24 protein-coding genes and 1 pseudogene are annotated in these 26712 nt (G+C 66.5%); 14 read left to right on the forward strand and 11 right to left on the reverse strand.

Features of this window, described 5'->3' with window-relative positions:
- The first annotated feature begins 194 nt into the window (after window positions 1-194).
- The 4 genes from A9X04_RS08595 (at window position 195) to A9X04_RS08610 (ending at window position 2878) form a co-directional block, all read left to right on the forward strand.
- On the forward strand, window positions 195-857 hold the full coding sequence (locus A9X04_RS08595; protein WP_067919344.1) for a TetR/AcrR family transcriptional regulator: 663 nt from the start codon (window positions 195-197) through the stop codon (window positions 855-857).
- Between the two features lie 89 nt (window positions 858-946).
- Entirely contained in the window at window positions 947-1621 is a 675-nt protein-coding gene (locus A9X04_RS08600) for a hypothetical protein (protein ID WP_142393472.1), read from the forward strand.
- Between the two features lie 229 nt (window positions 1622-1850).
- Window positions 1851-2372: a hypothetical protein gene (locus A9X04_RS08605; RefSeq protein ID WP_197509099.1), complete on the forward strand. Its 522-nt coding sequence runs from the start codon at window positions 1851-1853 to the stop codon at window positions 2370-2372.
- The gene (locus A9X04_RS08610) at window positions 2372-2878 is read left to right on the forward strand and encodes a flavodoxin domain-containing protein (RefSeq protein WP_197509100.1); all 507 of its coding nucleotides are present in this window, start codon (window positions 2372-2374) and stop codon (window positions 2876-2878) included. The genes A9X04_RS08605 and A9X04_RS08610 overlap by 1 nt, the downstream gene beginning before the upstream one ends.
- 132 nt (window positions 2879-3010) lie before the next feature.
- Here A9X04_RS08610 and A9X04_RS08615 read toward each other — a convergent pair whose 3' ends face one another.
- Entirely contained in the window at window positions 3011-4309 is a 1299-nt protein-coding gene (locus A9X04_RS08615; RefSeq protein WP_197509101.1) for a lipase family protein, read from the reverse strand.
- 425 nt (window positions 4310-4734) lie between these two features.
- On the opposite strand from A9X04_RS08615, the gene A9X04_RS08625 reads away from it, so the two are divergent.
- The gene (locus A9X04_RS08625; RefSeq protein WP_067919349.1) at window positions 4735-5004 is read left to right on the forward strand and encodes a DUF4242 domain-containing protein; all 270 of its coding nucleotides are present in this window, start codon (window positions 4735-4737) and stop codon (window positions 5002-5004) included.
- 7 nt (window positions 5005-5011) lie between these two features.
- Here the strand turns inward: A9X04_RS08625 and A9X04_RS32050 are convergent, their stop codons facing one another.
- Window positions 5012-7921: an AAA family ATPase gene (locus A9X04_RS32050; RefSeq protein WP_067919352.1), complete on the reverse strand. Its 2910-nt coding sequence runs from the start codon at window positions 7919-7921 to the stop codon at window positions 5012-5014.
- A 137-nt stretch (window positions 7922-8058) separates the two neighbouring features.
- Here A9X04_RS32050 and A9X04_RS29550 point away from each other — a divergent pair, with 137 nt between their 5' ends.
- Complete coding sequence (locus tag A9X04_RS29550) at window positions 8059-8919, forward strand: pyridoxamine 5'-phosphate oxidase family protein (RefSeq protein ID WP_156764275.1); 861 nt, start codon at window positions 8059-8061, stop codon at window positions 8917-8919.
- Between the two features lie 30 nt (window positions 8920-8949).
- Here the strand turns inward: A9X04_RS29550 and A9X04_RS08640 are convergent.
- Window positions 8950-9186, reverse strand: a pseudogene (locus A9X04_RS08640) (polysaccharide deacetylase family protein); the annotation flags it as partial.
- A gap of 166 nt (window positions 9187-9352) precedes the next feature.
- Between A9X04_RS08640 and A9X04_RS08645 the strand changes: the two are divergent.
- The 5 genes from A9X04_RS08645 to A9X04_RS08665 all read left to right on the forward strand — a co-directional run bounded on the left by A9X04_RS08645 (window position 9353) and on the right by A9X04_RS08665 (window position 16265).
- On the forward strand, window positions 9353-11533 hold the full coding sequence (locus tag A9X04_RS08645; RefSeq protein ID WP_082974883.1) for a CHAT domain-containing protein: 2181 nt from the start codon (window positions 9353-9355) through the stop codon (window positions 11531-11533).
- Window positions 11530-13026: a hypothetical protein gene (locus A9X04_RS08650; protein ID WP_067919359.1), complete on the forward strand. Its 1497-nt coding sequence runs from the start codon at window positions 11530-11532 to the stop codon at window positions 13024-13026. Before A9X04_RS08645 ends, A9X04_RS08650 begins: the two co-directional genes overlap by 4 nt.
- 112 nt (window positions 13027-13138) lie before the next feature.
- Window positions 13139-13954 carry a caspase family protein gene (locus tag A9X04_RS08655; protein ID WP_231985682.1) on the forward strand — a complete coding sequence of 272 codons (816 nt, stop codon included), beginning with the start codon at window positions 13139-13141 and terminating at the stop codon, window positions 13952-13954.
- Between the two features lie 625 nt (window positions 13955-14579).
- A complete protein-coding gene (locus A9X04_RS30305; protein ID WP_068055699.1) occupies window positions 14580-14873 on the forward strand; it encodes a hypothetical protein in 294 nt (97 codons plus the stop codon).
- Window positions 14874-15062: 189 nt separating this feature from the next.
- Window positions 15063-16265 (forward strand): DUF4185 domain-containing protein, encoded by a 1203-nt coding sequence (locus A9X04_RS08665; protein WP_082974884.1) that lies wholly within the window; start codon window positions 15063-15065, stop codon window positions 16263-16265.
- Window positions 16266-16545: 280 nt separating this feature from the next.
- Here the strand turns inward: A9X04_RS08665 and A9X04_RS30310 are convergent, their stop codons facing one another.
- From A9X04_RS30310 to A9X04_RS08690, 6 genes are all read right to left on the reverse strand, one after another.
- A complete protein-coding gene (locus A9X04_RS30310; RefSeq protein WP_156764276.1) occupies window positions 16546-16689 on the reverse strand; it encodes a hypothetical protein in 144 nt (47 codons plus the stop codon).
- 440 nt (window positions 16690-17129) lie between these two features.
- Window positions 17130-17939, reverse strand: a complete 810-nt coding sequence (locus tag A9X04_RS08670; RefSeq protein ID WP_067919364.1) for a polysaccharide deacetylase family protein — start codon at window positions 17937-17939, stop codon at window positions 17130-17132.
- A gap of 176 nt (window positions 17940-18115) precedes the next feature.
- Window positions 18116-19504 (reverse strand): alpha/beta hydrolase family protein, encoded by a 1389-nt coding sequence (locus A9X04_RS08675; protein ID WP_067919366.1) that lies wholly within the window; start codon window positions 19502-19504, stop codon window positions 18116-18118.
- Window positions 19505-19635: 131 nt separating this feature from the next.
- Window positions 19636-21870 carry a cation-translocating P-type ATPase gene (locus A9X04_RS08680; RefSeq protein ID WP_067919368.1) on the reverse strand — a complete coding sequence of 745 codons (2235 nt, stop codon included), beginning with the start codon at window positions 21868-21870 and terminating at the stop codon, window positions 19636-19638.
- A complete protein-coding gene (locus tag A9X04_RS08685; RefSeq protein WP_067919370.1) occupies window positions 21867-22079 on the reverse strand; it encodes a heavy-metal-associated domain-containing protein in 213 nt (70 codons plus the stop codon). Before A9X04_RS08685 ends, A9X04_RS08680 begins: the two co-directional genes overlap by 4 nt.
- Window positions 22080-22272: 193 nt before the next feature.
- Window positions 22273-23094: a mycofactocin-coupled SDR family oxidoreductase gene (locus A9X04_RS08690; protein ID WP_067919373.1), complete on the reverse strand. Its 822-nt coding sequence runs from the start codon at window positions 23092-23094 to the stop codon at window positions 22273-22275.
- 80 nt (window positions 23095-23174) lie between these two features.
- Here A9X04_RS08690 and A9X04_RS08695 point away from each other — a divergent pair, with 80 nt between their 5' ends.
- On the forward strand, window positions 23175-23645 hold the full coding sequence (locus A9X04_RS08695; protein ID WP_067919375.1) for an SRPBCC family protein: 471 nt from the start codon (window positions 23175-23177) through the stop codon (window positions 23643-23645).
- Window positions 23646-23656: 11 nt separating this feature from the next.
- Here A9X04_RS08695 and A9X04_RS08700 read toward each other — a convergent pair whose 3' ends face one another.
- Window positions 23657-24274, reverse strand: a complete 618-nt coding sequence (locus A9X04_RS08700; protein ID WP_067919377.1) for a TetR/AcrR family transcriptional regulator — start codon at window positions 24272-24274, stop codon at window positions 23657-23659.
- A gap of 152 nt (window positions 24275-24426) precedes the next feature.
- Here A9X04_RS08700 and A9X04_RS08705 point away from each other — a divergent pair, with 152 nt between their 5' ends.
- Together A9X04_RS08705 and A9X04_RS08710 are read left to right on the forward strand one after the other, a co-directional pair.
- Window positions 24427-25104 (forward strand): peroxiredoxin-like family protein, encoded by a 678-nt coding sequence (locus tag A9X04_RS08705; protein WP_067919379.1) that lies wholly within the window; start codon window positions 24427-24429, stop codon window positions 25102-25104.
- Between the two features lie 61 nt (window positions 25105-25165).
- Complete coding sequence (locus A9X04_RS08710; RefSeq protein WP_067919382.1) at window positions 25166-25681, forward strand: YkgB family protein; 516 nt, start codon at window positions 25166-25168, stop codon at window positions 25679-25681.
- Here the strand turns inward: A9X04_RS08710 and A9X04_RS08715 are convergent.
- Window positions 25605-26582, reverse strand: coding sequence for an LLM class flavin-dependent oxidoreductase (locus A9X04_RS08715; RefSeq protein ID WP_067919383.1), 978 nt, complete (start codon window positions 26580-26582; stop codon window positions 25605-25607). The two genes, A9X04_RS08710 and A9X04_RS08715, sit on opposite strands and share 77 nt — an antisense overlap.
- Window positions 26583-26712: the final 130 nt, after the last annotated feature.

Genomic DNA, 26712 nt, shown 5'->3' on the forward strand with positions numbered 1-26712 from the left:
CCGCTGCGAACAACACCGGCATGGTTCGGTCGGCAGCAGGTCACGCCGATCCCCGAAAAGGTCCCCCGTCTCACAGCTCCCCCTATGATGGTTTGGTGAAGCAATTCACCAAAGCGCTTTGGTGAGATCCTTCACCAAAGCTGGGCGCGAGCGCAAGTTCGCGAGCCGAACGAAAAGAAGGAGCTGGGTCTCGAATGGCAGTGCATCGCGGCCTAACCGCTGATCAGCGGCGTGAACAGCGCCGCGGGCAACTCATCGAGGCCGCGTTCGACACCATCGCCGAGCACGGGGTGAGCAACCTGCGGGTACGGGCGGTCAGCGCGAGCGCGGGGCTCAATGACCGCTACTTCTACGAGAGCTTCCGCGACTGCCATGAGTTACTGATCGCCACTTTCGAAGACCAGTTCAACCGTGCGCTGACGGGGATCATGGCGACGGTCGCGGAGTCACCGCACGAACTCAAGGCGCGCGTTCGGGCCGTCCTCGAGTTCGCTTCCGACTTCATTGACGAAGATCCGCGGCGCCCGCGGCTCCTGATCGAGCTGCAAACGGCAGAGGCGCTCGCCGCCCGGCGGCACGAGGTGATCGGCGTCCTCACTCAGGTCATGGTCGGGCAGGTGCGAGCGCTGCTCGGCGAGGCCGCCGGCGCCGACGACAACATCATGCTGACCGCGTTGACGGTCGTCGCGGGCCTCCTTGAGCTGACCGCCCAGTGGTACCGACACCAAATCGATGTCAGTCAACCTCAGCTCATCGAGTTCATGACCGCCCTCGTCGTGACCACCACGGACATCACCGGCGCGCTTGACCGCCAACTCACGCGCCCAAGCCGCGACGGACACGCTGAAAAGCCCTAGCAGCAGACCGAGCCCGTGCCGGGCAACAGCACCTCTTGCCGATGACCAAGGCCCATCGCGAAAGTCGCGGAAGGATCTACGTTGGTCTCGTGTCCCGCGCGAAGCCCAAGACGACGAGGTTGATCGTTACGGTTCTCGGATTGATCGGCTACGACACGTTGATCAGGCCCGCCATTTTGGACTGGGGCGCCACCGAAGCCGAGCAACGGATGCCATTGGCGGGCGACGAGATAGTCGCCGACGTCATGACTCACCACACGCGGGCACTGACCGTCAACGCGCCGGCCGCCGCGATATGGCCATGGCTTGTGCAGATCGGCGATCGCCGGGCAGGCTTCTACAGCTACGACTGGATCGAACGGTACCTGTTCCCCGGCACCGTGCACTACATCGAGGGGAATCGCTCCGCCACCCGCATCCATCCCGAACTGCAGAAGATCGCGCTCGGCGATCGGATCAACACGGGGTCGTTCGGGCCGATGCAGATCGGCAGTCCGGTGACGGTTCTCGAGCCCGAGCGTGCACTGGTGATCGGAACGTGGGCATTCGTATTGTTGCCGTTGGACGAAAACCGTACCCGGCTGTTGGTTCGCGACCGGGATGCGGGATGGTTGCGGTCACTGGCGCCCCGTCGCTCCGGAATGCTTCGTACGGCGGGTGCGATCATCGACTACGGAATCGGAGAACCGCTGCATTTCGCGATGGTCCGCAAGATGATGCTCGGCATCAAACAACGCGCCGAGGCCCTGCCGGGCCCTGGATGATTGCAAGGCTTTTCGTGGCTGCTCAGCAGGGCCTGGTAAAGAGCGGGATCAAACCCCGACGAGAAGCGCACAGTGGTGTGCCAAACGTCCTATGCGGAAGGGAACAGCGGCCCTAGAACCCGACGACGGCTGAATAGACGATTGCGTTATGGCGCAAGTCCGCCCACAAGGTCTCCTGATCGAAGCGGCTGTTCCGATATTCGACACGATGATCGCTGAGCAGGTGATGGTGGCCGCGGACGTGTCGACGACTTTCCAGGCGGCCAGAGCGCTGGACTTGCTCACCGTACGCACGCCGCTGTTGAAGGCGTCGATGTGGATTCGCGGCCTGCCGGAGCGGTTGAGGGGAAGGGCCGGCCCGACGCCACCGCGACTCGTGATGTCCGAGCCGATCGCTTTGCCGGGCTGGTTGCCGCTTGGTGAACAACCCGACCGCGAGATCGCCTTCGGCGCCGTCGGCAAGTTTTGGCGGCCGGTCATCGAATGGCGTGACGTTGCACCGGCGGACTTCGGCGGCTTCCACGAACCTGGTTGGGGAAAGATCGCCGCAAACTTTTCGGTGTTGCCCTGCGGGCAGGATCACACCGCGCTGAGCTACCAATGCCGAACCACGACAACGGATCCGGATTCACGACGGCGCTTCCTGCGTTACTGGTGGCTGATCCGGCCCTTCGTCGCCCACATCATGCGCGCGACGCTCTGGGCGATCAAGGCCGACGCCGAGGCGGCGACAGCAGACGGGAGTAGATGATGCGCGTCCTGGTGTGTTTCGGTTCCAAGCGGGGTGGTACCGCCGGGTTGGCTGCCATGATCGGTGACGCACTGACCGAGGCCGGGTGTGAGGCCGAAGTGATGGCGGCCAAAGACGTTGGGGACTTCGGCGACGTCGGCGCGGTGATCGTCGCCGGCGGTCTGTACGCCAACAGGTGGCACCACCACGCGCGACGCTTCGTGCGCCGCCACGCGTCGGCGTTACGTGGCTTGCCGGTTTGGCTGGTCAGTAGCGGTCCCCTGGATGGTTCAGCCGAGGAGCACGACATCCCGCCCACGAAGCAAGTCGCGAAATTGGCTGACCGCGTGGGCGCCCGCGGTCATGTGACCTTCGGCGGGTTTCTGGCGCCTGACGCGAAAGGCTTCCCCGCCAGCGCGATGGCGAAGAACAAGGCCGGCGACTGGCGCAGCCCCGCGCACGTGCGGCGCTGGGTCACCACAGTCGTTGCCGAATTGAGCCGGTCCGAGAACGTCGGCCAGACATAGGGGCCGGTCACCGGCGTCGTCGGAGTCACTCGCCATGATCCCGTTGGTGAAGGCGAGCGTGGCGATGGCCTGGTCTTCGACCAGCGCCGGCTCGGGCGCGTTGCACTTTCTCCTTGCTGCGATGGGCCCAGTCTAAAACTGACCGCAGTTGGGCGCGGTCGGTTCTCCGTTGAAGCGGGCGGCGATCCATTGCATGGCCGGTTCACCGTCGACGAGCATCGGCAGGGCGTGGTTGATCACGAGTTTGTTGAGGAATGGCGGCTCCTCGTTGGTGCGGAATTCCACGTCGGCGCCCTGGGCGCACCAGTCGCGACCGAGTTGATTGGCGGCCGTCCAGGGCACCAGCGGGTCGTAGCGGTTGCTGTCGATCAATACCGGGGCGTTGGGCTTGTAGCGCCCGATCCGCTGGTCTTCGAACATGGTGTTGAACGGCTCCTCGTTGACCAGTTGATTGATGTCTTCGGTGAAGTAGGGCTGGATGTGGCGAAACATGAAGTCCAGCAAGGTCTGACCGACGCACTGGCGTGAGACCGATTCGAGCATCGCCAGCCCCCTGGGGGTCATCTTGGAACGGATGACGTCGGCGAACTCCGGATAGGCGGCCATGACGCTGTTGAGCGCGTACCCGACGACACCGACCAGGGCACTGCCGTCCGCATACGGCAGGAGCTCCTTGAGGTTGGCCGGCGGCGCCCCGGCGTAGGTACCCACGATATGGAGGTCAGGAGCATAGGCCGACGCCAGCTCAGCCGCCGACGCCGTCGCACCGCCACCCTGCGAGTAGCCCCAAAAAGCCACCGGCCCATGGGGATCCAGCGAAGTCTTGGGCAGCTTCATGGCGGCCCGGGCGGCGTCGAGCACGGCCTGTCCCTCGGCCACGCGGCCCACGTAGGTGTGCATGGACGTGGTGCCGAGCCCTTCGTAGTCCGTCATCACGATGGCGAAGCCACGGGCAACCATCGTCGCGACGAACAGCTCCTCGTAGTTGAACATGATGTCCCAGCCGCCCGAATAGTGGATGCCCTGGTTGAACATTCGCGAGGGGGCGCACTGATTGCCCTGGCCCTGGGTGCCCGGCGCGTAACTGATCAAGGGACGCGGTCCGCGGCCCGGCCAGTCGTTGTAGGGCTCGAAGTAGGTGCCGGTGACCGCGATTGGGTTGCCCCGGGTATCGGTGCTGCGGTACATGATTCGTGTACCGGTGGCCATGATGGCGCCCAGCTGGCCCGACGGCTCCAGCACCAGTCGGGACGGCTCGGTGCGGATCAGGTCGCCCGGTTGGCCGGGCGGCAATGGGTCGGGCGGCGTGTAGAACTGCGCGTATTGCGGTTCGTCCCCGCCGTCGGCGTGGGCACTGCCCGCATTCGGCAGGCCGGCCAGAGCCGAGGCGATGACCAGTAGGACGGCGAAAGCTCCCCCAACCCGGCGCATCACGGAACGGTAACAATCGGGGGCCGCCGGCGGAAGGGAATTCTCTAGGAGTTCAGAGAATCGGCGCGCCCTAACGATGGTTGGCGGCGAAGAACCGCCAGATGGTGTCGGTGGCGTCCAGGGCCGTCAAGGGCGGGGGATGCGTCACCCGGGAGCCCAACCCGCAGGACACGCGAAGCCGGATCATCGAGCTCACGCGGCGCGGTCGCCGTGCCCTACGTGTAATGCGTTGCAGCGCGGTTGATTTGGAGAGTCGATGGGAGCGGATCCTGGGCCGACGGCGGCTGGCCGAATTGCGCGAGGCGTTGCAGGCGTTGCTCGCCGGTCAGGCCGAGACGGCGGGGGAGTGATGCCCGCCGGGAATTCCCGTGCCTTCAGCGTCGTCGACGGCTTAGGCTGACCCAAGACAGTGACAGGAGTCCGCCGTGCCCATCTTCATGGTCGAGCGCAACTTCGCCGAGGACTTGGAACCGAGCCTCGAGGTTGCCGACGGTATCAACCGGATCAACGACCTGGAGGGCGTTCGCTGGATGTATTCGTTCCTGTCGGCGGACAAGCGGAAGACGTACTGCCTCTACGAGGCGCCGTCGCCGGAGGCCATCAGGTCCGCGGCCGCCCGCGCGGGTCTGCCCGCCGACGCCGTCGTCGAAGTGAAAGACCGCATGATGCCGGACGGGGCCCTGTCCGACATCTGACGCGGCGCTACCCCAGGAGTTCGTGATCTGCGGCGTACATCGCTGCCTGTGTCCGGTTGGCCGCCCCCGTCTTGATCAGGATGTTGCGCACATGGTTGGCCGCAGTGTTGGTGCTGATGAAAAGGCGCTCGCCGATCGCGCGGTTGCTCAACCCCTCAGCCAGCAGCCGTAGCACCTCGACCTCCCGTTCCGTCAGACCGTCGGGCCCCACGGGAGGCGCGGTGAGCACCGAATCCGCCAGGTCGACGACCCGGGTCTGGCCGATCGCACCGGCGATGGCGCGCGCCTCCCCGGCCAGGCTCCGGGCATCGTCGGCGTGTCCGCATGACGCGGCGAACAACGCGTGCCGGGCCAGCGTCTCGCTGATGTGGACCACCGAACCCATCCGCCGGTCCATCTCGATCGCCACGGCGAAGTGACGGTCGGCCGCCGCGTGGTCCCCGCAGAGCGCCGCCATGCGGGCCAGGTACCGGTCCGCGCTGCCGAACAGCGCGACGAACTGCCCGGCCACCAGGTTCTTTCCGGCGTACCGCCCGGCGAACGGGCGCAGCGTGCGGACCGCGTCGAGGCGGGTAAGCCGCAGCGCAGCCTCGACCATGAACGCGAGCTCCATCGGCCACTGCGCATCCTCGAGGCGCTCGCCCAGGTTGCGGTTGAGCAGTTGGTCGAGCGCGCGGGTCATGCCGCGCTCGCACTGCAGCTCGGTGTACAGGGCGAGCAGCCCGGGCACCCAGCGGCCGGCAAACGTCTCGCTGCCGTCGATGAACCCGCCGAACCTCTTCAAATCGCCGGTCTCGCGGCGGATCATGAACATCTGGACCCCGTTGGAACCCTCGGTGTCGTCGGCGCCGAACAAATCGCCTGTGCGCAAGGCGATGTCGGCCCATCGTTCGGCGCCGGGGAAGTCGCCGCGCAGGTAGGCCAGCGCCTGCTCGATGCACGCGCCGACGAAGCCGAAGGCGGGTTGACCGCAGCTTTGTGCCGCTCGCCGCATGTCGGCGGTCGCGGCGGCGAGGCCTTCAGGCCGGCCGGCCAGGTAGCTGACCTGGGCGTGGAAATGCGATGCCGCGCCCAATGACTCGTAGTCGCGGCGCGATAGCGCCATGCGGGATACCTCGGCCGCGCGCTCGGCCTGAATCTCACTCATCTCCGGGGTGAGGCCCTGCCACAGGCTGGTTTTCAGCGTGTGCAGCAGGACCGCCGGGTCGCCGCCGGCCCGCGCGCGCTCGATGGCGTCGGCGCCGACCTCGCGCGCCCGCGGCGCCTCGCCGGCGAAGGCCAACGCCCGGCCGAAGCTGCCGAGCGCCTGCACATAGCGCGGGTCCTCCGCGCGCAGCCCGCACGACTCCAGAGCCGACGCCAACAAGTCGGCGGCCTTCGAAGTCGATTGGCCCGGGCGCCAATTGGCATCTTCGTAGCCGACGGCCGCCTCCAGGCGCATGAGCGGGTCGTCGGTCGCGCCGATGCGCTCGTAGATGGCCCGTGCCCGCGCGAACGAGCCGCCGCGCACGTGGTTGGCGGCCGCGTCGAGCTGCAGCCTGGCCCGCTCGGCCAGGTTGAGCTCGGGAAGCGACGCTGCCCGCTCGAACCACTTGGCCGCGTCCTCATAGGCCAGGCTCTGCTCGGCCATCCGGGCCGCCTGACGCGCGTACCGCAACGCCTGCTCGTGGTAGCCCAGCACGTGCGCGCGCAGGTAGTGGTTGGCCAGGCGCGGAACGAGCGCCGGGTCGCCGCGGCCCTCGAGGGCCTCTGCGGCGCGCGCGTGCATGACCCGCAGCCGCGATGCGGCCATCCCGCCGAGCACCGCTTCCCGGGTCAGCGCGTGCACGAAGGCGAACTCGCCGTCGGAGTCGTGAACGGCGCGCACCAACCCCACGGCCTCGGCCGAATCGACAGCCGCCAGCGTTCCGGCGGGCTCCGGCCCGCACGTCGAGATCAACGCCGGCAGGTCGAACGTCTGGCCCAGCACCGCCGCCTGCTCGATGACCGCACGCACGCCTGTGCCCAGTCCGGCGAGGCGGCGGGCGATGGCGTCGCCGATCGACGCGGGGACGGTGTGCTGCGTGCCCAACGTGGCGAGGCCGCCGCGGATTTCGAGCTCGTTGACGAGTTCGGTCAGGAAGAACGGATTGCCGCCGGTCCTCTCGCGCAGCAGGGCGGCGGCCGTGCGCGCCGACGCGGGGGCGAGTTGCTGTGTGCGCGCCACGAACTCGGCGATCGCCTCCGTGTCCAGGCCCGCCAGGTCCAGCCGCCGCACCCCGTCGAATCGGTGCAGTTCGGCCAGCCGGGTGGCCAGATCGGCGGACCGGTCGGGCTCGGTCGTGCGGAACGTGACCACCACCAGCGCGCGCACATCGGCGCACCCGACCAGCACGTGCTCGAGCAGCGCGAGCGTGGGAAGCTGCGCCCAGTGCAGGTCGTCGAGGATGAGCGCGATCGGTCGATCGACTGCCAGCCGCCGCAGGAAGCCGGTCAACGCGTCGAAGAGGGCGTGCCGCTGCGAACCGGCGTCCGGGGCCGGGCCTGCGGCGGGCAAATGCCGAACCACGTGCGACGACAGCCGCCGCAGCTGCGGCGCCGCGTCGCCGAGCGCTTCGGCCATGGCGCCCGGCGGACCGGCGATCAGCAGCCGATCGAGCGCTTCGGCGAACGGCGCGTAGGGCAGATCCTCGTCGGCGGTCGAACTACCCACCAGCACCGCGACGCCGTGGTCGTGCAGCGTTCCGGCCACCTCCGCTGCCAGGCGCGTCTTACCGGCCCCGGGCTCGCCCCCGACGAAGATCGCCTGGCGATTGCCCCGCTCGACCCGCTCCCAGGCCTGTTCGAACACCGCGAGTTCCGCGTCGCGACCCACGAGCGGACCCCGGCGACGAGCGATCAATTCGGCCGGGAGCGGGGGCGGCACCCACTGCGCCATGGTCTCAAGGTAGCCGCGGCGATCGGGACGGGTCGATAGTCAGTTCTGACTATCGACGGCCACGCCCGCGTCAGCGTCGTGCCGCCCGGTGGCGCGCATACTGTGCGTCTGAGGCGCTGTTGTCGGGAGGGCACTTCGTGATCACTCGAGACGTCGATGCGAGCGCGGTGGCGGACCTGGCGCTGTGTCCGCCGCGGGCGGCGTTGGCCGCCACCGTGGACGACGAGATCGTCGTACTGCCGGCCACCGTCAGGCTGGACGAGCCTGCCGATCCCGCGTTGTCGCCGCGCATCGTCCGAATCCCGGACGGCGGTCCGGAGCTTGCCGATCGCAATGTCGTCGTGGTCGCCGACGACGGTCCACAGTGGTTCCGGCTGCGTTCGTTGGCCGTCCGGGGGACGGCCGAGGCCATCGGAGATCGCACCTATCGGGTCGTGCCCACGCGGGTCGTTGCCTGGGACTACGGCTCGCTTCGTGAGGTGCCGACACCGCCGACACCGCCGGCTCCCGCGCGGGCATCCGCTTCGGTGGCCGACGGGCACGACGCTGTTCGCCCCACCCGGTCTCCGAATGTTGAGGCGGCCGTGCGCAATTCGTGGGTCATGCTGCTGGCCACCCGCTCGCCCAAGGGCACACCATTCGCGGTTCCGTTGTGGTTCGTCGCGCACGGTGGCCGCTGGTATGCCACCACCTCTGCGTCGTCCTGGACGGTGCGCAATGTGCAAGCGTGCCCGCAGGTCGCCGTGCTGCTGGGCGGCGAGGGCGGGTCAAGCGCCGCGCGGCTGCTGGTGCGGGGACGGGCCAGGGCCGTGCGGGGCGTGCCGCCGCCGGCGGTGCTAGCCCGAATCGCCTGGCGCTACTACTTGCAACCGCGGTTCGCGGTGGACGAGTTGGGTCATATGCGGCTGTGGGCGCGGCGGATGCGGTATTACACCCAGTCCAGTCCGGCGTACGTGGTCATCACACCGGAAGCGGTAACCGAATGCCGGGTCCCGTAGTCGCTCTCCGGTTTTCGCGACGCCAATGTGCTACGGCGTCTTCAAGAACACGTCGTTGAGCGTGACGGTGCGCAGGTTGCGCTCGCGGATGAAGTCGACGAGTTGGGGATAGACGTGCGTGACGGGCAGGTGGTTGAGGTGCCCGATGACGATGGCCTGCGGGGTGAAGTACTGGTCGGCCATCTGCACGATGTAGTCCTCGGTGATCAACGTCGAATCCGACAGCGATCCCGACCATATCGTCGGCACCGTGTAGCCGAGATCGGCCGTGTGGCCCGCGGCGCTGGCTCACTGAGATCAAGGGGGAATACGACCCGGGCAACGTTTTCCACAAGGCCGGAGAGGTCGGGACCATAGTCTCTATACAGTCCAGCCGGCGAATGGTCCTCTTCAAGTGGGCAGATTCATCGAGGGAGAACCACCAGGGGGATCTATGCACTGCGCGCCGGCGATCGTCATAAGCGCGTCGAGTACCGTGCGCCAGGGCCTTCAGCAGCTTAAGCACGCCGCTATTCATGCCAGCGTGGTCCTCGTACGAGAGTACGACGGCGACGTCCTTTACTACTTGCTGAGCGCGGGGGACTTACGCGAGCGTCTATCGCATGCCACCGCGGCTGGCGATGTGGCAACGGCGATCGATTTGAGCCGCCGCTACCAACCGGCGCGGGCGGGTCAGTTGAGCCGTGCAGTGCCGCCGGGCAGCGTGGCGCTGGAGGGCCGCCAGGTCATCGGAATCATGGTTGACGGTAACGCTGACGGGGACCTCCCGGATGGTGGGTGGGAAGATGTGGCTGCGGCTTGGCCTCCAGCCAACGAGCAGCGGCCGCCTCCGGGTTACGCGCCGCCGGTGACTCGCGGCGGGATCCCTACGGGAGGTCCGGCATTTGCTCCTGAACCGGCGAAAGAACCGGGCCCCCTGATCACCCGTGGCCATATTAAAGTACGAGGACTGGATTCCGTTGGGATCGAGTCTGATTCATCGGCGCAGCCGACAGAACACGGTGCCACCGGGTCGCCATCAGTGCCCAGCCTCTTCCGCGCCTACCCTGACGTCACCGCGCCCGGCCAGGTCGGCGGGGGACAGAGGTTCGCCCTCAAGGTTGGATTCTCGGAGGAACCGTCCCCGTCGATGGCGGTGTACGGTCCACCGACTCCGGTCATCGTCCTCGCCGGTACGCAACCCGAATTCGTCATCCAAGTCACCGGGTTCGGCTTCACTTTCCCCGATGGCATACAGCAAACTCTCGTCGTCGACCGAGAAGATCTGAAGAGTCGGCGCGTCACGTTCACAGTGCAGGCCGACCCGATAAAGGAAGCCGCGCCACGCTTCCTCGAGGTGAGTTACGAATTCGAAGGAGCCGTTGTGGGCCGAACCTGGGCGCAGGTGCGGGTGATGCCCGGTTTGGTCGAAGAGACCGATACGCCGGCGTTGATCGGCGGCAGCGGAGTTGTCAGTTCTGCGCCGGGTCAGCAAGGTCCACATCTCACGGTGGACATCTTCAGCAATCAGGGTCACCCAGAACTGAAATGGCTATTCCACTGCCCCTACGCCGATATTGGGCGCCCCGACGCGGTGACCACCACCCTGGGAAACGACTCGGCTCAGTCGTTCGCGGTGCAACTGATGAGGCAGGTGCCTAGCACTCCCCCGGGGCCGTCCCTGGAAGCCACGATGCATGGCGCCGGGGACCAAATCGCCGATGCGATCACGCCTGAATTCTGGCCGATATTCGAAGAGGTATGGAAGCGTGCGCGCGCCGCTAACGAACCGCCCCGGCTGCAATTCACGACCACCGAACATTGGGTCCCGTGGGAGCTCGCGTGGGTCGACCGGCGGCGCCTGCGTGAACCCGATAGCCTGCTGCCCGACTGTGAGGGCGCCACCCTGGGTCAGCTATGGGAGGTGAGCCGGTGGACCCCGCCCACCAGTTACCAGGCAACCGGTTCACTGCCCGCGTCCCCGCCCGCGCCGGTCATCGAGGCCGATGAGATGGCCGTCATCGTGGGCAACTACCACGGCACTCCGGGGGTCGCTCAGCTGCCCATGGCCGTGAAAGAGGGTGACGACATCGCCGCGGCCTACGCCGCTCTGCGGTTGGAGGTCTCCGACACGGACGTGACGGCCCTGATGCAGTGCGCTTTGCAGCGCGGCGATGCACCGTTTCATCCGACGGTGATCCATTTCGCCGGACATGGCCAGACCGACGTCAACAACCCGCAATTCACCGGCTTGGTCCTGGCGAATGGAAACCGGTTGAATCCCTTCGAGATCCGCGGATTCCGTCTCGTAGAGCAGGAACAGCCTTTCGTGTTTCTCAACGCGTGTGAGGCGGGCGTCGGCGGTGAAACGATGTCCGATCTGGGCGGACTGGTTGGCGCTTTCCTTGCTGAGGGGGCGCGCGGCTTCATCGCACCGCTGTGGAAAGTCGACGATGTCGAGGCTCGCGAAATCGCAGTGGACTTCTACCGCCGCACGTTTGTCGACGGCCAAACGGTGGGTGAAGCGATGCGCGAGATCCGTCGGCGCTTCACCCCGGACTCGCAGTCGGCGACCGCGCTTGCCTACGTGTTCTACGGCAACCCGGGTCTTCGGTTCCAGCGGACTACCCGATGAGCGATCTCAACGGCAGCACCGACCGCATCGCACTAGGCCCGGGGATTTTTGTCCAGGCTCCGGGGCTTGTGGGCACCGTGGAACTGCTGGAGCCGAGGTTGCTGGGCACCCGCGCCGGTGAGGAACGCGCCACCGCTGCACTGAGCTCTGCCCTCGAGCGGCAGCAGTTCACCACGATGCACTCACTCGAGATCAACGCACAACCCGTGATAGGCCCCGCGGCGCCTGTTCGCCGCGGGCCCGACGAGCGGCCATTGTTGAGTATCGAAGTGCCCGACATCGGCCCCGAGCAGCCTCAAGTGGCGATGCTCGCCGACGAGCAGGGCATTATCACTTGGCATTTCGCACAGACAAGCGCGGTGCCTGGAACCGTACAGTTCGAGGTACCGGCCGATACCGTCACCACGGGCCCGACCGCAGCGACCGGTGAACAGCGTGGCCTGGTGTACATGATTGGGAAGAAGCTTTTGTCGGTGCTGGTTTTTCCGCTAATGGCGGCCGGGGCACAGGCGTTGGCCGAGCATCTCGCCAAGAGCTGGGAAGAATCGCATCGCAAAGCTGCTCTACGGTTGTTCAGCGGTCCCGATGATTGCGCGACGGTCACCCCGGTGGAGGCGCAGTCCTGGGATCGGCTTGCGAGCGGTCCCGCGCTGCTGTTCATTCACGGCACGTGCAGCACCAGCCAGGGCGGCTTCGGTGCCCTGGACAGCGGTGTCTGGGGTCAGCTCAACTACCGCTACGGCGGCCGGCTCTTCGCCTACGACCACCCAACCCTATCGGTGGACCCGCTGGCGAATGTGGACGCGTTGGCGGGTCTGATTCCGCCCGGCATGCGTTTCGATGTCGACATTATCGCGCACAGCCGTGGCGGCTTGGTGGCCCGCACAATCGCCTGTGCAGGAAATGACGGTTCATTCCCATTGCATGTCAACAAGATTGTGCATGTTGGGGTGCCAAATGCGGGTACCGCGCTGGCCAACGTCGAACGGCACAGCCAGTTCGTCGACAGGCTCTCGACCTTGCTCAACCTTGCGCCCGACGGCCCGCTGTCGGTGGTGGCCGACATCTTGGACGGTGTTCTTACTATCGTGAAAATTATCGGTTGCAACGGAATTGGGTCTCTTCCCGGTTTGCACGCAATGGACCCGGCGAGTGGTTGGTTAAGCGCGCTCGGCGCAAAGCCTTTTCCCCCCTTCGCCGGCTATGCCATCGATGCAGACTTCGAGCCCGTTGGTGGCCTGCTCAAGCTCGTGCGTGTGCCAGACGGCATCGCCGACCTCGTGTTCGGCTTAGCCCCAAACGACATCGTTGTACCCGCCGGCGGGGTGTATGACGCGGGCACCGCGCTCGGCTTCCCGATCCCTCGCGAACGAACAGTGTCGTTTGCGAAGGACGAACATGTCTGGCATTGCGCATATTTCGGGCAACAAAAGACCGGTTCGGCGCTGCTCCGGTGGCTTCCGACAAGGCACGAAAGGATATCGACTGCCTGACGAGATTGCACTCCGGGCAGCCGGTGTTCGCCGTAGTGGGGGTCCGTGATCGGAGAGCAATCGAAAAACTCATGACCGCTGGTTGACGCATCGAGAGGAGAGGATCCGGATGGTGAAGAAAGCTCTCTGCGTAGGGATCAACGATTACCCCTACGAAGGTAGTGATTTGAATGGATGTGTGAACGATGCCAAAGGCTGGGCGAGTTTGCTCGTTGAGCATTACGGTTTCGCTCAAGACGATGTCAAGCTGCTGCTCGACGCCGACGCTACCAAGGCCAATATCATGGCGCACCTCGAAACCATGGTGACGAAGGCGAAGCCGGGAGACGTGTTGGTATTCACCAATGCGTCACACGGGACGTATGTCGCAGACACCAGCGGTGACGAGGAAAAGTATGACGAGGCTCTATGCCCATATGACATCCCAGACAATCTCATTGTCGATGATGAGCTGCGCGAACTGTTTGCCAAGCTGGCGGAAGGCGTGCGCCTGACGGTAATTTCGGATTCTTGCTTTTCCGGCACGGTCACGCGCGCTGCGGTGTCCGAGATAATTCCCGGTTTGACCACACCCGATGACCGCCGCGTGAGGTTTCTGAGTCCGGCGCTGATGGGCAGGGCGGTCTTGCAAAACCCATGGAAGGCAACGCCGAAGGCACGGACAAAGTACCCAGAATCGTCAATGAAGGACGTCTTGCTGAGCGGCTGCACCGACAAAGAATATTCGAATGATGCACTGATCAACGGGGCATACCACGGTGCAATGTCCTATTACGCGCTGGAGACTATTCGGGAGGCTGATTACGACATCACTCTCCAACAGTTGGTTACGAGACTCAATTATCTTCTCGCGGAAAACGGATACAATCAGCATCCGCAATTAGAGGGAAAGGCGGCCAACAAGAAGTCGCGCATCTTTGCAGGATAAGCGCAGCCGCAGCACCGAGGAGTTGCGTCAACGCTCTGGATGCGGAGAGCGGGGATCGCTCGACATACCGCGTGACACCTGCTTTGAATTCCGCAAAACCACCGCGGTGGTCCCGAGACCGCGACGATTTCGCGGTGGCCCGGACCAGCGGAAGCGATTTCGACGAGGCCCGAAGTCGCCGGCGCCGTTCAGGTGCTCGCCCTGACGTAGGCTTCTGCAATCGGTCATTTGTTTCGGAGGGGCCGTGAGGGCACATACCGTTAGCTGGCGGCGGGTCATGCTCGTCCTGGCTGTCGCGGCAGTCGTGGTCACCATCGTCGTGGTCGTCGTGCGTCTCGTGGTCAAGCCCACTGGAAGTTCAGCACCGGTAATGGCTCCGGCGAAGACGTCGGAGCCGGCACGTAGTACGTCCACGTCGGTCCAACCCGGAGCTCCCACGTCCCTGCAGACTGCGGCTGTGTCTCCGCCACCGCCGGGCTTTCCCGACTTGGATGGGTTCACTGACGTGTCCCGGGACCACGATGTGTCGCGCCTCTATCCCCTTGCAACGTTTACCAGCCCTATGGGCTTGCAGTGCGCGATGTGGAGCAACCGTGGAAGTACGGCAGCGGCCTGCTTTGGAGAGATGCCAGGCCTCGATCACCCAGCAAATCATGTCTACGCGGGGGACTATCAGGCGTACTTCGACCAGAACTCCTCGCCCGGCGCCGACCAGCTGAACGGGAAGCCCTTGGCATCGAGCGAGAAGGTGATCTTGGGTGCGGGGGGATATCTGATGGGCGGCGATCAGATCACCTGCGGTGTGCAAGGCGTTGTCGTCGCGTGCATGCTGATCAGAGACTTTCGGCAGAACCACGGCGACACGACTGCGCAACGGCACGGCTTCGTCGTAGGCCCAGACAAAAGCTGGACGTTTTGAGTAGGTTTACCCGCCTGCGGCACACAGCAGATTCGGGAGATTTACTCACTTCTCGACGACGGGTAGCCGGATGTGCCTTCGAACCGGCTTCCACCGAGCAGCGGTGACATAAGGCTCTAGCCCTCCCTGCAGTTGTGGTTCTTCGATTGACGCATGCCATTTGAGTGACAGATCTAGGGAGGGACCATCATGGCGGAAAAGACAGCCAAGAAGGTCGCATCAGCACGACACACCGGCGACGGATCGAAGAGCACCACCGAGCGAGCTGCGGCCAAACACCCACCACCAGCGCGGCACACCGGCAACGGATCGAAGAGCGCGACAGGGCAACGCGCGGCCAAGCGCCAACCACCAGTACCGAAGTCAAACTTGGCACCCCGGCGGTCAACGGCGCCCCTCGCACCGCCTATCAAGGCCAGGGCGGCTCTCGCCGCGAGGGCGTTGCCCGAGCTGCCACAGCCGGTACGAGGTGACAAGATCAATCTGGGGATAGTCGCCGGGTCCGACGGACCTACCGGCTGGCTCGGCGCGGGGGCCACCGACCTCTGCGAGATATCACCCGGTGGCCAGGTTGCTCTGGCGGGCGATACGTTCACGGGAAACCGTTGTAGGGAGGGAGATTGGAGCCCATCGCTGGGCCTGCATGTCAAGCCGGGCACACTTGGGGGCAAAGTCGAATTCGACCATTCTTTTGGCTGGTGCAGCCTCTACGCCGAAGGTTGGCCGCCAGGAGGCAGTCAGCTGCCGGCCGGTACGGTCCAGGTGTTCGGCATCGACTACGCCTTGATAACGAGGACAGTGGACGATCTCATTCCGATTGATTCGCGTCTGGTACGAATCGACCCAAACAGGGGATACTGGCCGACTGTTCCCGGGTCCTTGAGGGATGCCGGCTGGGAGGGCGGCAATCAAACCCAGATCAGCGGGTGCCAAGCGCCCGACGGTTGGGTGTACATCGTCGCCGACGGGTTCGCGCGTGACCACACCGTGCGCCTCTACCACTGCCATGCGGAGCACTTCGAGGACCGGAACATGTGGTGGGCCTGGGGTAAGAAAGACGGCATATGGCAGTGGGATGTCGACCCGGAACCCCTGAGCGGCGACATATTCGGCGAGTTAAGCCTGCGCATCATCGAAGAAAAGTTCGTGCTGTCCGGGTTTAACGCGAGGACAGGGTGTACCGAAGTTCGGGTGGCTGACGATGTGACGCAGGTATTGGCGCGGGACACACCCATGACGGTCGTTGCGGACCCGATCTCAATTCCGAACAACTACGGCGGCTACATCGTTCCCGGCTCTACCCTGGACCAGGCGCTCATTTTGGTGAGTCAGTGGTGCCCGGGCGACTATCCATACAGAGTGCAAGAGTTCGTCGTCAATCTCAATCGTTGACCCCACGTCAGTGCGCAGCTGGGCGTTGAGGCGCTTGCTCGCAGATCGGTAACTTGCCGTGATGAGTCTGAGGCGGTGCGCCGACGTATCGCATTGATGCCAACGTTTGTGAACTGACTGTGCCCGTTGGGGAGTTGATTGGTTTCACCTCCGCGGTCATCCCTCCGGGATCCAGGTGCGGCCTTGGCTCATCCGTCGAGCGGGTCGGTGACATCAAAGCGTCGCCATACCGCACAGCGCCGTTGAGATCCGCTAACGACGGCGCAGCGACGGGAGGGACTCACCCATCGCTGGGGACGTCGGGTAGGTCGCTGTCGTTGGGGACGTCGGGTAGGTCGTCGTCGTTGGGGACGTCGGGTAGGTCGCTGTCGTTGGGGACGTCGGGAAGGTCACTGTCGCTGGGCATGTCGGCTGCACTAACCATAAGAACCATCGTAGGGGCCGAGTGAACCGCACGTTGGGCTTCAACGTGCGCTGAGGCAAGCGATTCTCGACGTAAGACGCTGTTCGGTGCTTGCAGCTGAGTTACCCGGGAAGGTGGCGGACCACGGCGATCGACAGGCCCTGGCTCGTCGGCCCACTCGTCGAGGGAAAACAGCCATCGCACCCTGTCGGTCATGATGCCCGTGGCGGGGCCGTGAAAGCGCGTGCACTGCCGGTACCTGACGGCCGTGAATATCGGAAACCGTTGTGGATCAAGGTTATCGGGGCGCATCCACGCGCCCTCCCAGACCTCGGCCAGGTGCAGAGCCGCCGCGGCCTTTCTCAGCTCCTGGCGATCGGTCGCCGATCTGCGCGCAAGAGCGCGATCGGGGGGCACCTTCATGCCACGCTTGATGAGCGCCTCGCCGGTATCCCCCGACCTTACGGCGTCTTCAAGAACACGTCGTTGAGCGTGACGGTGCGCAGGTTGCGCTCGCGGATGAAGTCGACGAGTTGGGGATAGACGTGTGTGACGGGCAGGTGGTTGAGGTGCCCGATGACGATGGCCTGCGGGGTGAAGTACTGGTCGGCCATCTGCACGATGTAGTCCTCGGTGATCAACGTCGAATCCGACAGCGATCCCGACCATAACGTCGGCACCGTGTAGCCGAGATCGGCCGCGACGGCGTCGACGGCGGCGTTGCGCTTCGCGTAGGGCGGCCGCCAGTACGGCTTCGCGCCGATCCCGTACGTCTTCTTGAGGAATTCGTCGTTGCGGGAGAGCTGTTGGGCGATTTGGTCTTTCGGGAGCGTCGTCAGGTCGGGGTGAGACCACGTGTGGTTGCCGAGCTGGATCTGCCCGCTGTCGACCAGGGGCCGCAGCATCTCCTTGTTCTCGGTCCAGGAGTCGTAGGTGCCGTTGACGAAGTAGGTCAACCGCACCCCGGTGTCCTTGGCGAACTGGGTGTACGCGCGCACCACCTCGCTGTTGACGCCGTCGTCTACCGTCAGTGCCAGCAGATCGCCCTCGCCGGGGATCTTCATCAACGCGCCGCCGCCGGGCAGCGGGATGCGGGCGTCGGGCGGTGGAGGCGGTAACAGGGCCGTCGGGGCGGCGGGACCGGATACCGCGACCGAAGCCGGCGGTACTTGGGCGAACGTCCGCGGCTGCGGGTCGACCACCAGGCGGGCGGCGCCCACGCCGGCGACGACCGACGCGGCGAGCGAACCCAGGAATTGACGGCGGTTCATCTCGGGGCGCGGGGCGGGACGGGCTCGACGTGGACCGCGGCGCGGTGGGCACCGAGCCGACCCGCGGAGGGGTCGCCCGTCATGCGGAACATCGCAGCCATCAGCAGCGAACCGTACCACTAGCAGGGTGAATATGTCGGAGGCGTTACGGGTGGGTCAGCTGTGAATTTTGTTAACTAACGTGATTCGCCACGGTAGGGCGGCAGCAGCACCGGTTCGGCGTCCGGCGTGCCCAGCGTCGAGGCCAGCCACGGCAGCGCCGCGGTGAACGCCTGCGCGGCGAACGGCCAGTCGTGCTTTCCCGGCTGACTGACCACCGCGCAGGCGATGCCGTTGGCGCTGGCGGCGGCGCACAGCGCGTTGGCGGCGGCGTCCTGACCTTCCGGGTTGGCAGCCGGGTCGGTGGCGGGAGCGCCTCCGGTGCTGTTGGCTTCCTCGGCCACGTCGCGCGGCTCCGACGACCCCGGGACGTCGAACCAGCCCGACAGCCCGGTGTAGCGACCATGCCGCGCGATCACGGTAAGCGGGTCGAACGCGGCCCAGGCGGCGTGGTCGCCGCCGAACAACTTGGCGATCGTCTGATCCCTGGGGCCGACATTGGGGCTGCGGTCACCGGCGATGTCGACGAACGCGCTGAACAGCTCCGGGTGCATGACGGCCAGGTCAACCGCGCAGGTCCCGCCCATCGACCATCCCGCGACGGCCCAGTTGGCGCGGTCGGCGCTGACGCCGAAGTTCGACACGATGAACGGCACGATGTCCTTGGTCAGGTGGTCGGCGGCGCTGCCTCGGCTGCCGTTGACGCACTCGGTGTCGTTGTCGAACGAACCGGTGGGATCGACGAACACCAGGACCGGGGAAAACCCGTGGTGCGCGGCGGCGAAGTTGTCGATCGCGGTGAAGGCCCCGCCGGGACCCAGCCAGTCGCCGGGGGTGTTGAAGGCGGAGCTGATCATCATGACCGCCGGCAGCCGAGGCGGCGGATTGCTGTTGAACCACGCGGGTGGCAGGTAGACCAGTTCCCGACGGTGGGGGAAGTGCGAGGCGTTGTCGTCGATGTTGACCGGCACCACCACGCCCTTGCTGGGCCTGGTGCCGGCGACCTGCATCTCGGTGACCCGCAGCCGGTCGACCTCGTTGGGCAACGGCCCAGAGGTCAGCTGATTCCACGCGGCCAATGCGGTGGGGAAGTAGCCAACCCACCCGTTCAGGGCGAGCCCCGCACACAACACGCACAGGGGTATGGACAGCGCCGCCAGTGCCCGGCGCCACCAGCGTGCACCCGGCCAGCCCACCAACACCACCGCGGCGGCCAGGCCGGTCAGCGCGATCCAGACCCACAGCGCCGTCGGCGCCGGGTCGCCGGCCACGCCGAGCGACGTGATGTACCAATACGCGAGCGCGGTCACCGCGACGGCCGCGACCAGGGCCGCAGGCAGCACCCGCTTGAGCCAGGTCCGCGCACGCCACTGGATCGCGATGATCAGCAGCAGCAACGTCAATGCCTGCACGGCCGGCGGGAACCAGCCATGCAGCAAGGACAGTCGTCCGAAGAATTGGTCCAACGGTCGTTGCCTTTGCTGAGTCGCTGCGCGGGGGCGGACCCGTGGTCATTTCGAACGCGGTGGGTCGAGGACAACTATCCCACACCGGCCCCACCCACCCGGCCGCCGTCGCGGCGTGTGGGCGCGGCCTTCTAGGCGTTCGTCACGCTGGTGAACGAGCGCAGCCGCAGGCTGTTGGCGACGACGAAAGCGCTGGAAAAGGCCATCGCCGCGCCCGCCAGCATCGGATTCAGCAGGCCGAGCGCGGCGAGCGGGATGGCGGCGACGTTGTAGCCGAAGGCCCAGAACAGGTTGGCCTTGATGGTGGCCAGCGTCCGCCGGGACAACCGGATGGCGTCCACGGCGGCGCGCAGGTCGCCGCGCGCGACGGTGAGGTCGGCGGCCTGGATCGCGACGTCGGTGCCGGTGCCCATGGCCACCCCGAGGTCTGCGGCCGCCAGCGCCGCGGCGTCGTTGACGCCGTCGCCGACCATGGCCACGACCTTGCCCTCGGACTGCAGCCGCTTGACGGCGGCGACCTTGTCGGCGGGCATCGTCTCAGAGATGACCTCTCCGATGCCGAGCTGGCCGGCGATGCGGTTCGCGACGGTCCCGTTGTCACCGGTCAGCAGGATCGGCGTGAGGCCAAGCCGCTTGAACTGCCGGACCGCTTCGGCGCTCGTGGGTTTGACCGTGTCCGCGACGACCAGGACACCTCGGGCGCGGCCGTCCCAGCCGACGGCGACCGCGGTCTTGCCCTCCGCCTCGGCCCGCGCCTTGCCCGCAGACAGTGCGGCGTCCAGGGGCTCGCCCCGCTCGGTCAGCAGGCCGGCGCGGCCGACCACGACGCTGTGGCCGTCGACGACGCCCCGCACACCGCTGCCCTCCAGGCTGGCGAAATTTTCGGGTGCGGGCAGGGCGCGCAGCTCGGCTCTGGCCGCCCGGGCGATGGCCTGCGCGATGGGATGTTCGGAGGCGTCCTCGAGCGCCCCGGCGTAGCGAAGGAGCGTCTCGCGGTCGGTTCCCGGCCCGCTGATCACCTCGACCAGCGTCATCTTGCCGGTGGTGACGGTGCCGGTCTTGTCGAGCACGACGGTGTCGACCAGGCGGGTGGACTCCAGCACCTCGGGCGCTTTGATCAGCACGCCGAGCTGAGCCGCGCGGCCCGTACCGACGAGCAGGGCGGTCGGGGTGGCCAGGCCCAGCGCGCAGGGACAGGCGATGATGAGCACCGCGACGGCTGCGGTCAGGGCCGCTGCGGGCGAGGGGCCCAGCGCGAGCCAGGCGCCGAGGGTCACGAGGGCGATGCCGATGACCACCGGGACGAACACGCCGGAGATGTGGTCGGCCAGCCGCTGCACCTCGGCCTTCCCCGACTGCGCCTCCTCGACCAGCTTGGCCATGTGGGCGAGCTGGGTGTCGTCGCCGACCCGGGTGGCCCGCACGACGAGGCGGCCGCCGGCGTTGACGGTGGCGCCCGTGACGGCGTCGCCCGGGCCGACCTCGACGGGGACGGATTCGCCGGTGAGCATCGAGGCGTCCACCGCCGAGGAACCCGAGATCACGATTCCGTCGGTGGCGACCTTCTCCCCCGGCCGGACCACGAACTCGTCCCCGACCGCGAGGCGGTCCACGGGGATCCGGGTCTCGGCGCGGTCGCGCAGCACCGCCACGTCCTTGGCCCCGAGCTCGAGCAGGGCGCGCAGCGCGGCGCCCGCCGTCCGCTTGGAGCGCTGCTCGAAGTACCGGCCGGCCAGGACGAACAGGGTCACGCCCGCGGCGACTTCCAGGTAGATGTTGCCGGTTCCGTCGGCGGTCCGGGCGGTGAGCTCGAAGCCGTCGCGCATGCCCGGCTCTCCCGCCGTGCCCAGGAACAGCGCATACAGCGACCAGAGGAACGCCGACAGCGTGCCGATCGAGACGAGGGTGTCCATGGTGGCGGCGCCGTGCCGAAGATTGGCCCAGGCGGCGGCGTGGAAGGGACGACCGCCCCACACGACGACCGGTGCGGCCAGAACCAGCGACGCCCACTGCCAATAGCGGAATTGCAGGCCGGGAATCATCGCCATGGCGATGACCGGGCCCGCGAGCACGCCCACGATGATCAGGCGGGTGCGAAGGGAGCTGGGGTCCACGGATTCGCCGGGGGCGGGTTCCTCCCGCGGTTGCGGCAGTGCGGCGGTGTATCCGGCTTGTTCGACGGCGGTGATCAGCACCTGCGGGTCATATCCCGACGGGACGGTGAGCGCGGCCTTTTCGGTGGCGTAGTTGACAGTCGCGGCGACACCGTCGAGCCTGTTCAGCTTCTTCTCGATCCGGGCGGCGCACGACGCGCACGTCATTCCCGCGATCTCCAGCTCGATATGGGTCACCGGCGCCGCGCTCATGCCACCAAGACGGCCTCGTAGCCCGCCTCGTCGACCGCGCCGAGGACCGCCGCCGCGTCGATGGGAAGAGAACTCGTGATCACCAGCCTGCCGGTGTCGGCGCTGACGTCCACGCGCTCCACGCCCGGGAGACGACCGACCTCGCCCTTGACCGCCGCCTCGCAATGGGCGCAGCTCATCCCGTCCACGCGGTATTCGCTCGTGACCATGGTCTTCCTTCCTCGTACCCGGGTGGGGTATGCCTCGCCGCAACGCGCGCATCGCCCCGCGGTATTCCCCCGCGGAGCCGCCGGGGCAAACGGGCGTCAGGAAAGACCCGGACCCGGCCGAGGCGACGAGGACTCCACCATTGTGCCTGGTCGACGGTGTCGAAGGCGCGGCCGGGATGGGTCCGGACCGGGATCAGACGTAGCCCACCCCGATGTCGACGGACAGCTGGGTGGCCGTGACCAACCGGGACTGGTCGGAGGCCAGCCAGGCGACGGCGTCGGCGATGTCCTCGGGCTGCGCGATTCCCTCGGGCAGCAGCGGCTTGTGCAGCGCGCGCAGATGCGGGTAGGTGTCGGCGGCCGCCTGCAGCGCCTCGCGCATGCGACCGGTACCCATTGGCGTCGCGACCGCGCCGGGGTTGAGGCTGTTGACGCGGATGTTGTGCCGGCCCAGCTCGGCGGCGAACGCTCGCGCCATCCCGACGACGGCATGCTTGCTGGCCGTGTAGTGGATCATGAACGACTGCATGTTGATGCCGGCCGCCGAACCGATCAGGATGATCGATCCGCCGCGACCGCCGTCGATGATGTGGGGGGCGCCGGCCATCACCGTGTTCCAGGTGCCGATCACATTGGTGTCGATGGTGTCGCGAAACGCCTCAGCCGTGATCTGGTCCCAGGGTGCGGGACTGCAGATTCCGGCGTTGGCCACGATGATGTCGAGGCGGCCCAGTTCGCCGACCGCCCGATCGACGGCGTCTTTGAGGGCGTCCAGATCGCGGACGTCGACGGGCGCGGTGATCACCCGTTTGCCCTCGGCGCGGACCAGCCGCGCCGTCTCGGCCAGATCGTCGGGGGTGGGCGAATCGTAGGGGACGCTCGGCGGCAACGGCCCGGCGATGTCGACCGCGATAATGTCGGCGCCCTCGGCGGCCAGGCGTACGGCATGCGCCCGGCCCTGCCCTCGCGCGGCGCCGGTGATCAGCGCCACCTTTCCCGGCAAAGACTGGCTCATCGGTTGTTGACGTCCTTTCTGATGACCCCGGCGAAGCGTAGCGTCGAGTTCGCTTTACCAGCTCACCGGAGGGACGCATCGTGGACGTCACCGTTGTCGACGCGGGACCGCGGCAGGTGAGCCGGTCGGTCGAAGTGGCAGCTCCGGCCGCCGAGCTGTACGCGATGGCAGTCGATCCCCGGCGGCACAGCGAACTCGACGGTTCGGGGACGGTGCGTGACAACATCAAGGCGCCCGCGAAACTGACTGTCGGCTCGACGTTTTCGACCAAGATGAGGATGTACGGCCTGCCGTACCGCATAACCAGCACGGTGACCGCTCTGAAACCGGACGAATTGGTCGAATGGCGTCACCCAGTGGGCCACCGCTGGCGGTGGGAATTCGAGTCGCTGTCACCGACCCGGACACGGGTCACCGAGACGTTCGACTATCGCGACGCCGGTGCGATCAAGAACGCGCTGAACTACTACACCCTGATCGGCGCGACGAAGGCGAACGCCGCGGGTATCGAGGCGACGCTGGCCCGGTTGCGGGATCGTTACGCCGGATAAGGGCATGAGCCTCACCGCATGCCCAGGCGCCTCAGGTGTTCGATCATCGTGTCTACCGCAGCTTCCAGAGGCGCGGTGTCGCGACGCACCTGGCTGAGGAGCAACCCACCCTGAATGCCGGCGAGCATGGCCAATGCGACGCGCTCGATGTCCGTTCCCTCGGCCAGCTCGCCGCGCGCAGAGATTGCGGCCAGTCCGTCGTGAATCATGTTCTCCCACTGGGCGAATGACCGGGCGAGCTGGGCACGTGCGACGGGATCCGCCTCGGACAGCTCGTTGGCCATCGAGCCGATCGGGCAGCCGCCGGCGCACCCCAGGCTCCGCACCAGGTTCACCATGATGTCGCGCCAGCGGGACAGGTCCTCGATGCTGTCAATGCGGTCGAGACCCAGGTGCTGCACGCCGAGGACGCGGTCGGTCTGAAAGTCGATGACGGCGGCCACCAGGTCGCTCTTGTCGGCGAAGTAGTGGTACATCTGCGAGGTGCTGATGGACGCGGCTTCCTGGATGTCCTCGATGGTCGTGCGCGCGACACCGCGCCGCAGCATCAACTCCGAAGCGGCGGCCACGATCCGCGCGCGGGTCGCGCGGCCCTTCGTGGTCAATTTGTCGTACGGGACCGGCGCCATGGAGCCCCCTTTCTGCGGAGCGACCACCGCAATCTACCCGTTTTGGAGTTGACACTCCATTTTGCATTCCGCATGCTGGTCGCAAATGTCACGAGCCGGTGCCGGAAGTCGTTGTGCGCCAAGCCGGCACACATGCCAGGGATGAGGACCTCATGACCAGTACCGCCGACACCCAACATTCGACCATCGCCGAGCGGGTCGCGCGATTCCAGCAGGAGATGGCAGGCCGGCTGCCCCAGGACATCGCTGACACCTTCGGTGCCGAGCAGGCGCGGCTGCGGGACGGTGGCGTGCCGTCCGGCGTCGCCGCGACCGGCACCCCGATGCCTGACGGGCAGCTCCTCGACGTGCGCGGCGAACCCACCACCCTGGCCGAGAGCGTCGGTGGGCGCAGTGCGGTGGTGGTGTTCTACCGCGGCGCATGGTGCCCCTACTGCAATCTGACCCTGCGCGCCTACCAGGAGCATTTGGTGCCGCTGCTGGCGCAGCGCGATGTCGCCCTGGTGGCCATCAGCCCGCAAAAACCAGACGGCTCATTGTCGTCGCAGCAGACGAACGCGTTGAGCTTCACCGTGCTGTCCGACCCAGGCAATCAGGTCGCGGCGGCGCTGGGCGTACTCACCGCACCGTCGGAAGACGCCCAGGCCGCGCAGCGCGGACTGGGCCTCGAGCTCCGGGAAGCCAATGCCGACGGGACGTCCGGGCTGCCGATGCCGACCGTGACGATCGTCGACCGTGCCGGGACGATCCGGTGGATCGACGTCCATCCCGACTACACCACCCGCACCGAGGTCGCCGACATCATCGACGCCCTGAACAGCCTCGAGTGAACTCCGGGCCGCGCGAGCTCGTGCTCAGTACGTGACCGAAACCGGACCAAGTTCAAAACCGTTGGCGCAACGGCTGACCCGGTGCGGGCAGCTCATCAGCCGCTACGGCCTGGTCGTCGTGTTGGCATGGATCGGCTTCGGCAAGTACGTGAAAATGGAAGCCCGCGTGCTCATCGAACACAGCCCGCTGATGAGCTGGATGTACGACGTGGTCAGCGCCACCACGGTCGCGCGAGGGCTGGGCACGATGGAAATCGTTGCGGCGCTGCTGATTGCGTTGCGGCCGGTATGGCCGCGCGCGTCGGCGGCCGGCAGCGCGCTGGCGGTGGTGCTCTTCTTGGGGACGCTGAGTTTCTTGTTCACCACGCCCGGGGTGGTCGTCACCCATTCCGCGGGCCTTCCCGTGCTCTCGGCCAAACCCGGTCAATTCCTGCTCAAGGACTTGGTGCTGATCGGGGTCGCACTATGGACACTGGGCGATTCGCTTGCGGCAGTGAACATCACACGTGGGGAAGAACGTCATCCGTCAACAAGTGCAGGCTTGCCCATCCGGCGTCGATCGGTAGGCCACCCATGAGGGGGTTCATCACGACCTCCCTTCTCCCGGCGCGGATTTGATCGACCAGCTGGGCGGGGGTGAGGATCTCGACATGGTTGAGCCGGCGCAGGTCCTCGATCGAGGTGGCGCCGGCCTCGTTGGGCCGCGGAACCCCCGGGCGCTTCCAGCCGCTGTACTCGGCGGCCTCGTTCATGATGAAAGCGCCGTAACAAGACCAGGCTTCGTCGGGGTCGGCGTGCAACAGCGTCACCCTGTTTCCGCTCTCGGGGTGATAGACGAAACCCGTCGTGCCGCGGTCGCGCAGCTCCCGCTCATAGACCGCTTCCACTTCGGGCATCGCCATCGGTGGCGAGAACGGAAGCCCGAAGCGTGCCGCGCGCCGGGCCGCCGCGGCACTCATGCCGCCGACAAAGAACACCGGATGGGGACGGGTGTGCGGCTTCGGTGTGACGTCGATCAGCAGCCCGTCATGATCGAAGGGCTCATCGCTCCACGCCTTGAGCAAAACCGTCAAGCAGCGGTCCATCAACTCGGCCCGTCGCGCCCAGTCCTTGCCGGCGGCGCGATATTCCTCCGGTCGGTAACCCATGCCGGCCACGAAACTGAACCGGCCCTGGCTGATGTTGTCCAGTACGGCGATGTCCTCGGCCAACCGAATCGGTTCATAGAGCGGGATGATCAGCGCGTTGATGCTGATGCGCACGGTGCGCGTCCGCCCGGCGATGGCGGCCGCCAAAATCAGCGGTGACGGAAGCCAACTCGTGGCGGCCAGGTGATGTTCTTCCGCGCTGACGGCGGTGAGCCCACGCTGATCGGCGAATTCGGCCATGTCCAGCGCCGCCTGGTAACGGGCGGCCTGGCGCGCCGTGGGGTCGGCGATGTTGGTCATGTTCAGCCGCAACGCGGTGAGCAGGCTCATCGCCGTACACCGGCCGCGCGCACGAAAAGCGTCCCCCTGACCAAGTCCTTCGCGGAGGCGACCGTGGCCGCGTACGCCTCCGGGCCCAGACTGGCCGCCCGCTCCGTCAGCCCGCGAGTCAGCGCGTAGA

The sequence above is a fragment of the Mycobacterium sp. E3247 genome, from assembly GCF_001667785.1.
Lineage (GTDB): Bacteria > Actinomycetota > Actinomycetes > Mycobacteriales > Mycobacteriaceae > Mycobacterium.

Bases quoted from the DNA above. Each gene is read 5' to 3' on its own strand.
- A9X04_RS08715 (WP_067919383.1), bottom strand. From the start codon at position 26,582: ATGAGCCTGCTCACCGCGTTGCGGCTGAACATGACCAACATCGCCGAC.
- A9X04_RS08690 (WP_067919373.1), bottom strand. From the start codon at position 23,094: ATGAGCCAGTCTTTGCCGGGAAAGGTGGCGCTGATCACCGGCGCCGCG.
- A9X04_RS08665 (WP_082974884.1), top strand. From the start codon at position 15,063: ATGGCGGAAAAGACAGCCAAGAAGGTCGCATCAGCACGACACACCGGC.
- A9X04_RS08700 (WP_067919377.1), bottom strand. From the start codon at position 24,274: ATGGCGCCGGTCCCGTACGACAAATTGACCACGAAGGGCCGCGCGACC.
- A9X04_RS30310 (WP_156764276.1), bottom strand. From the start codon at position 16,689: ATGGTTAGTGCAGCCGACATGCCCAGCGACAGTGACCTTCCCGACGTC.
- A9X04_RS32050 (WP_067919352.1), bottom strand. From the start codon at position 7,921: ATGGCGCAGTGGGTGCCGCCCCCGCTCCCGGCCGAATTGATCGCTCGT.
- A9X04_RS08705 (WP_067919379.1), top strand. From the start codon at position 24,427: ATGACCAGTACCGCCGACACCCAACATTCGACCATCGCCGAGCGGGTC.
- A9X04_RS08680 (WP_067919368.1), bottom strand. From the start codon at position 21,870: ATGAGCGCGGCGCCGGTGACCCATATCGAGCTGGAGATCGCGGGAATG.
- A9X04_RS08595 (WP_067919344.1), top strand. From the start codon at position 195: ATGGCAGTGCATCGCGGCCTAACCGCTGATCAGCGGCGTGAACAGCGC.
- A9X04_RS08645 (WP_082974883.1), top strand. From the start codon at position 9,353: ATGCACTGCGCGCCGGCGATCGTCATAAGCGCGTCGAGTACCGTGCGC.
- A9X04_RS08615 (WP_197509101.1), bottom strand. From the start codon at position 4,309: ATGCGCCGGGTTGGGGGAGCTTTCGCCGTCCTACTGGTCATCGCCTCG.
- A9X04_RS08610 (WP_197509100.1), top strand. From the start codon at position 2,372: ATGCGCGTCCTGGTGTGTTTCGGTTCCAAGCGGGGTGGTACCGCCGGG.
- A9X04_RS08670 (WP_067919364.1), bottom strand. From the start codon at position 17,939: ATGAACCGCCGTCAATTCCTGGGTTCGCTCGCCGCGTCGGTCGTCGCC.
- A9X04_RS30305 (WP_068055699.1), top strand. From the start codon at position 14,580: ATGCCAGGCCTCGATCACCCAGCAAATCATGTCTACGCGGGGGACTAT.
- A9X04_RS08685 (WP_067919370.1), bottom strand. From the start codon at position 22,079: ATGGTCACGAGCGAATACCGCGTGGACGGGATGAGCTGCGCCCATTGC.
- A9X04_RS08650 (WP_067919359.1), top strand. From the start codon at position 11,530: ATGAGCGATCTCAACGGCAGCACCGACCGCATCGCACTAGGCCCGGGG.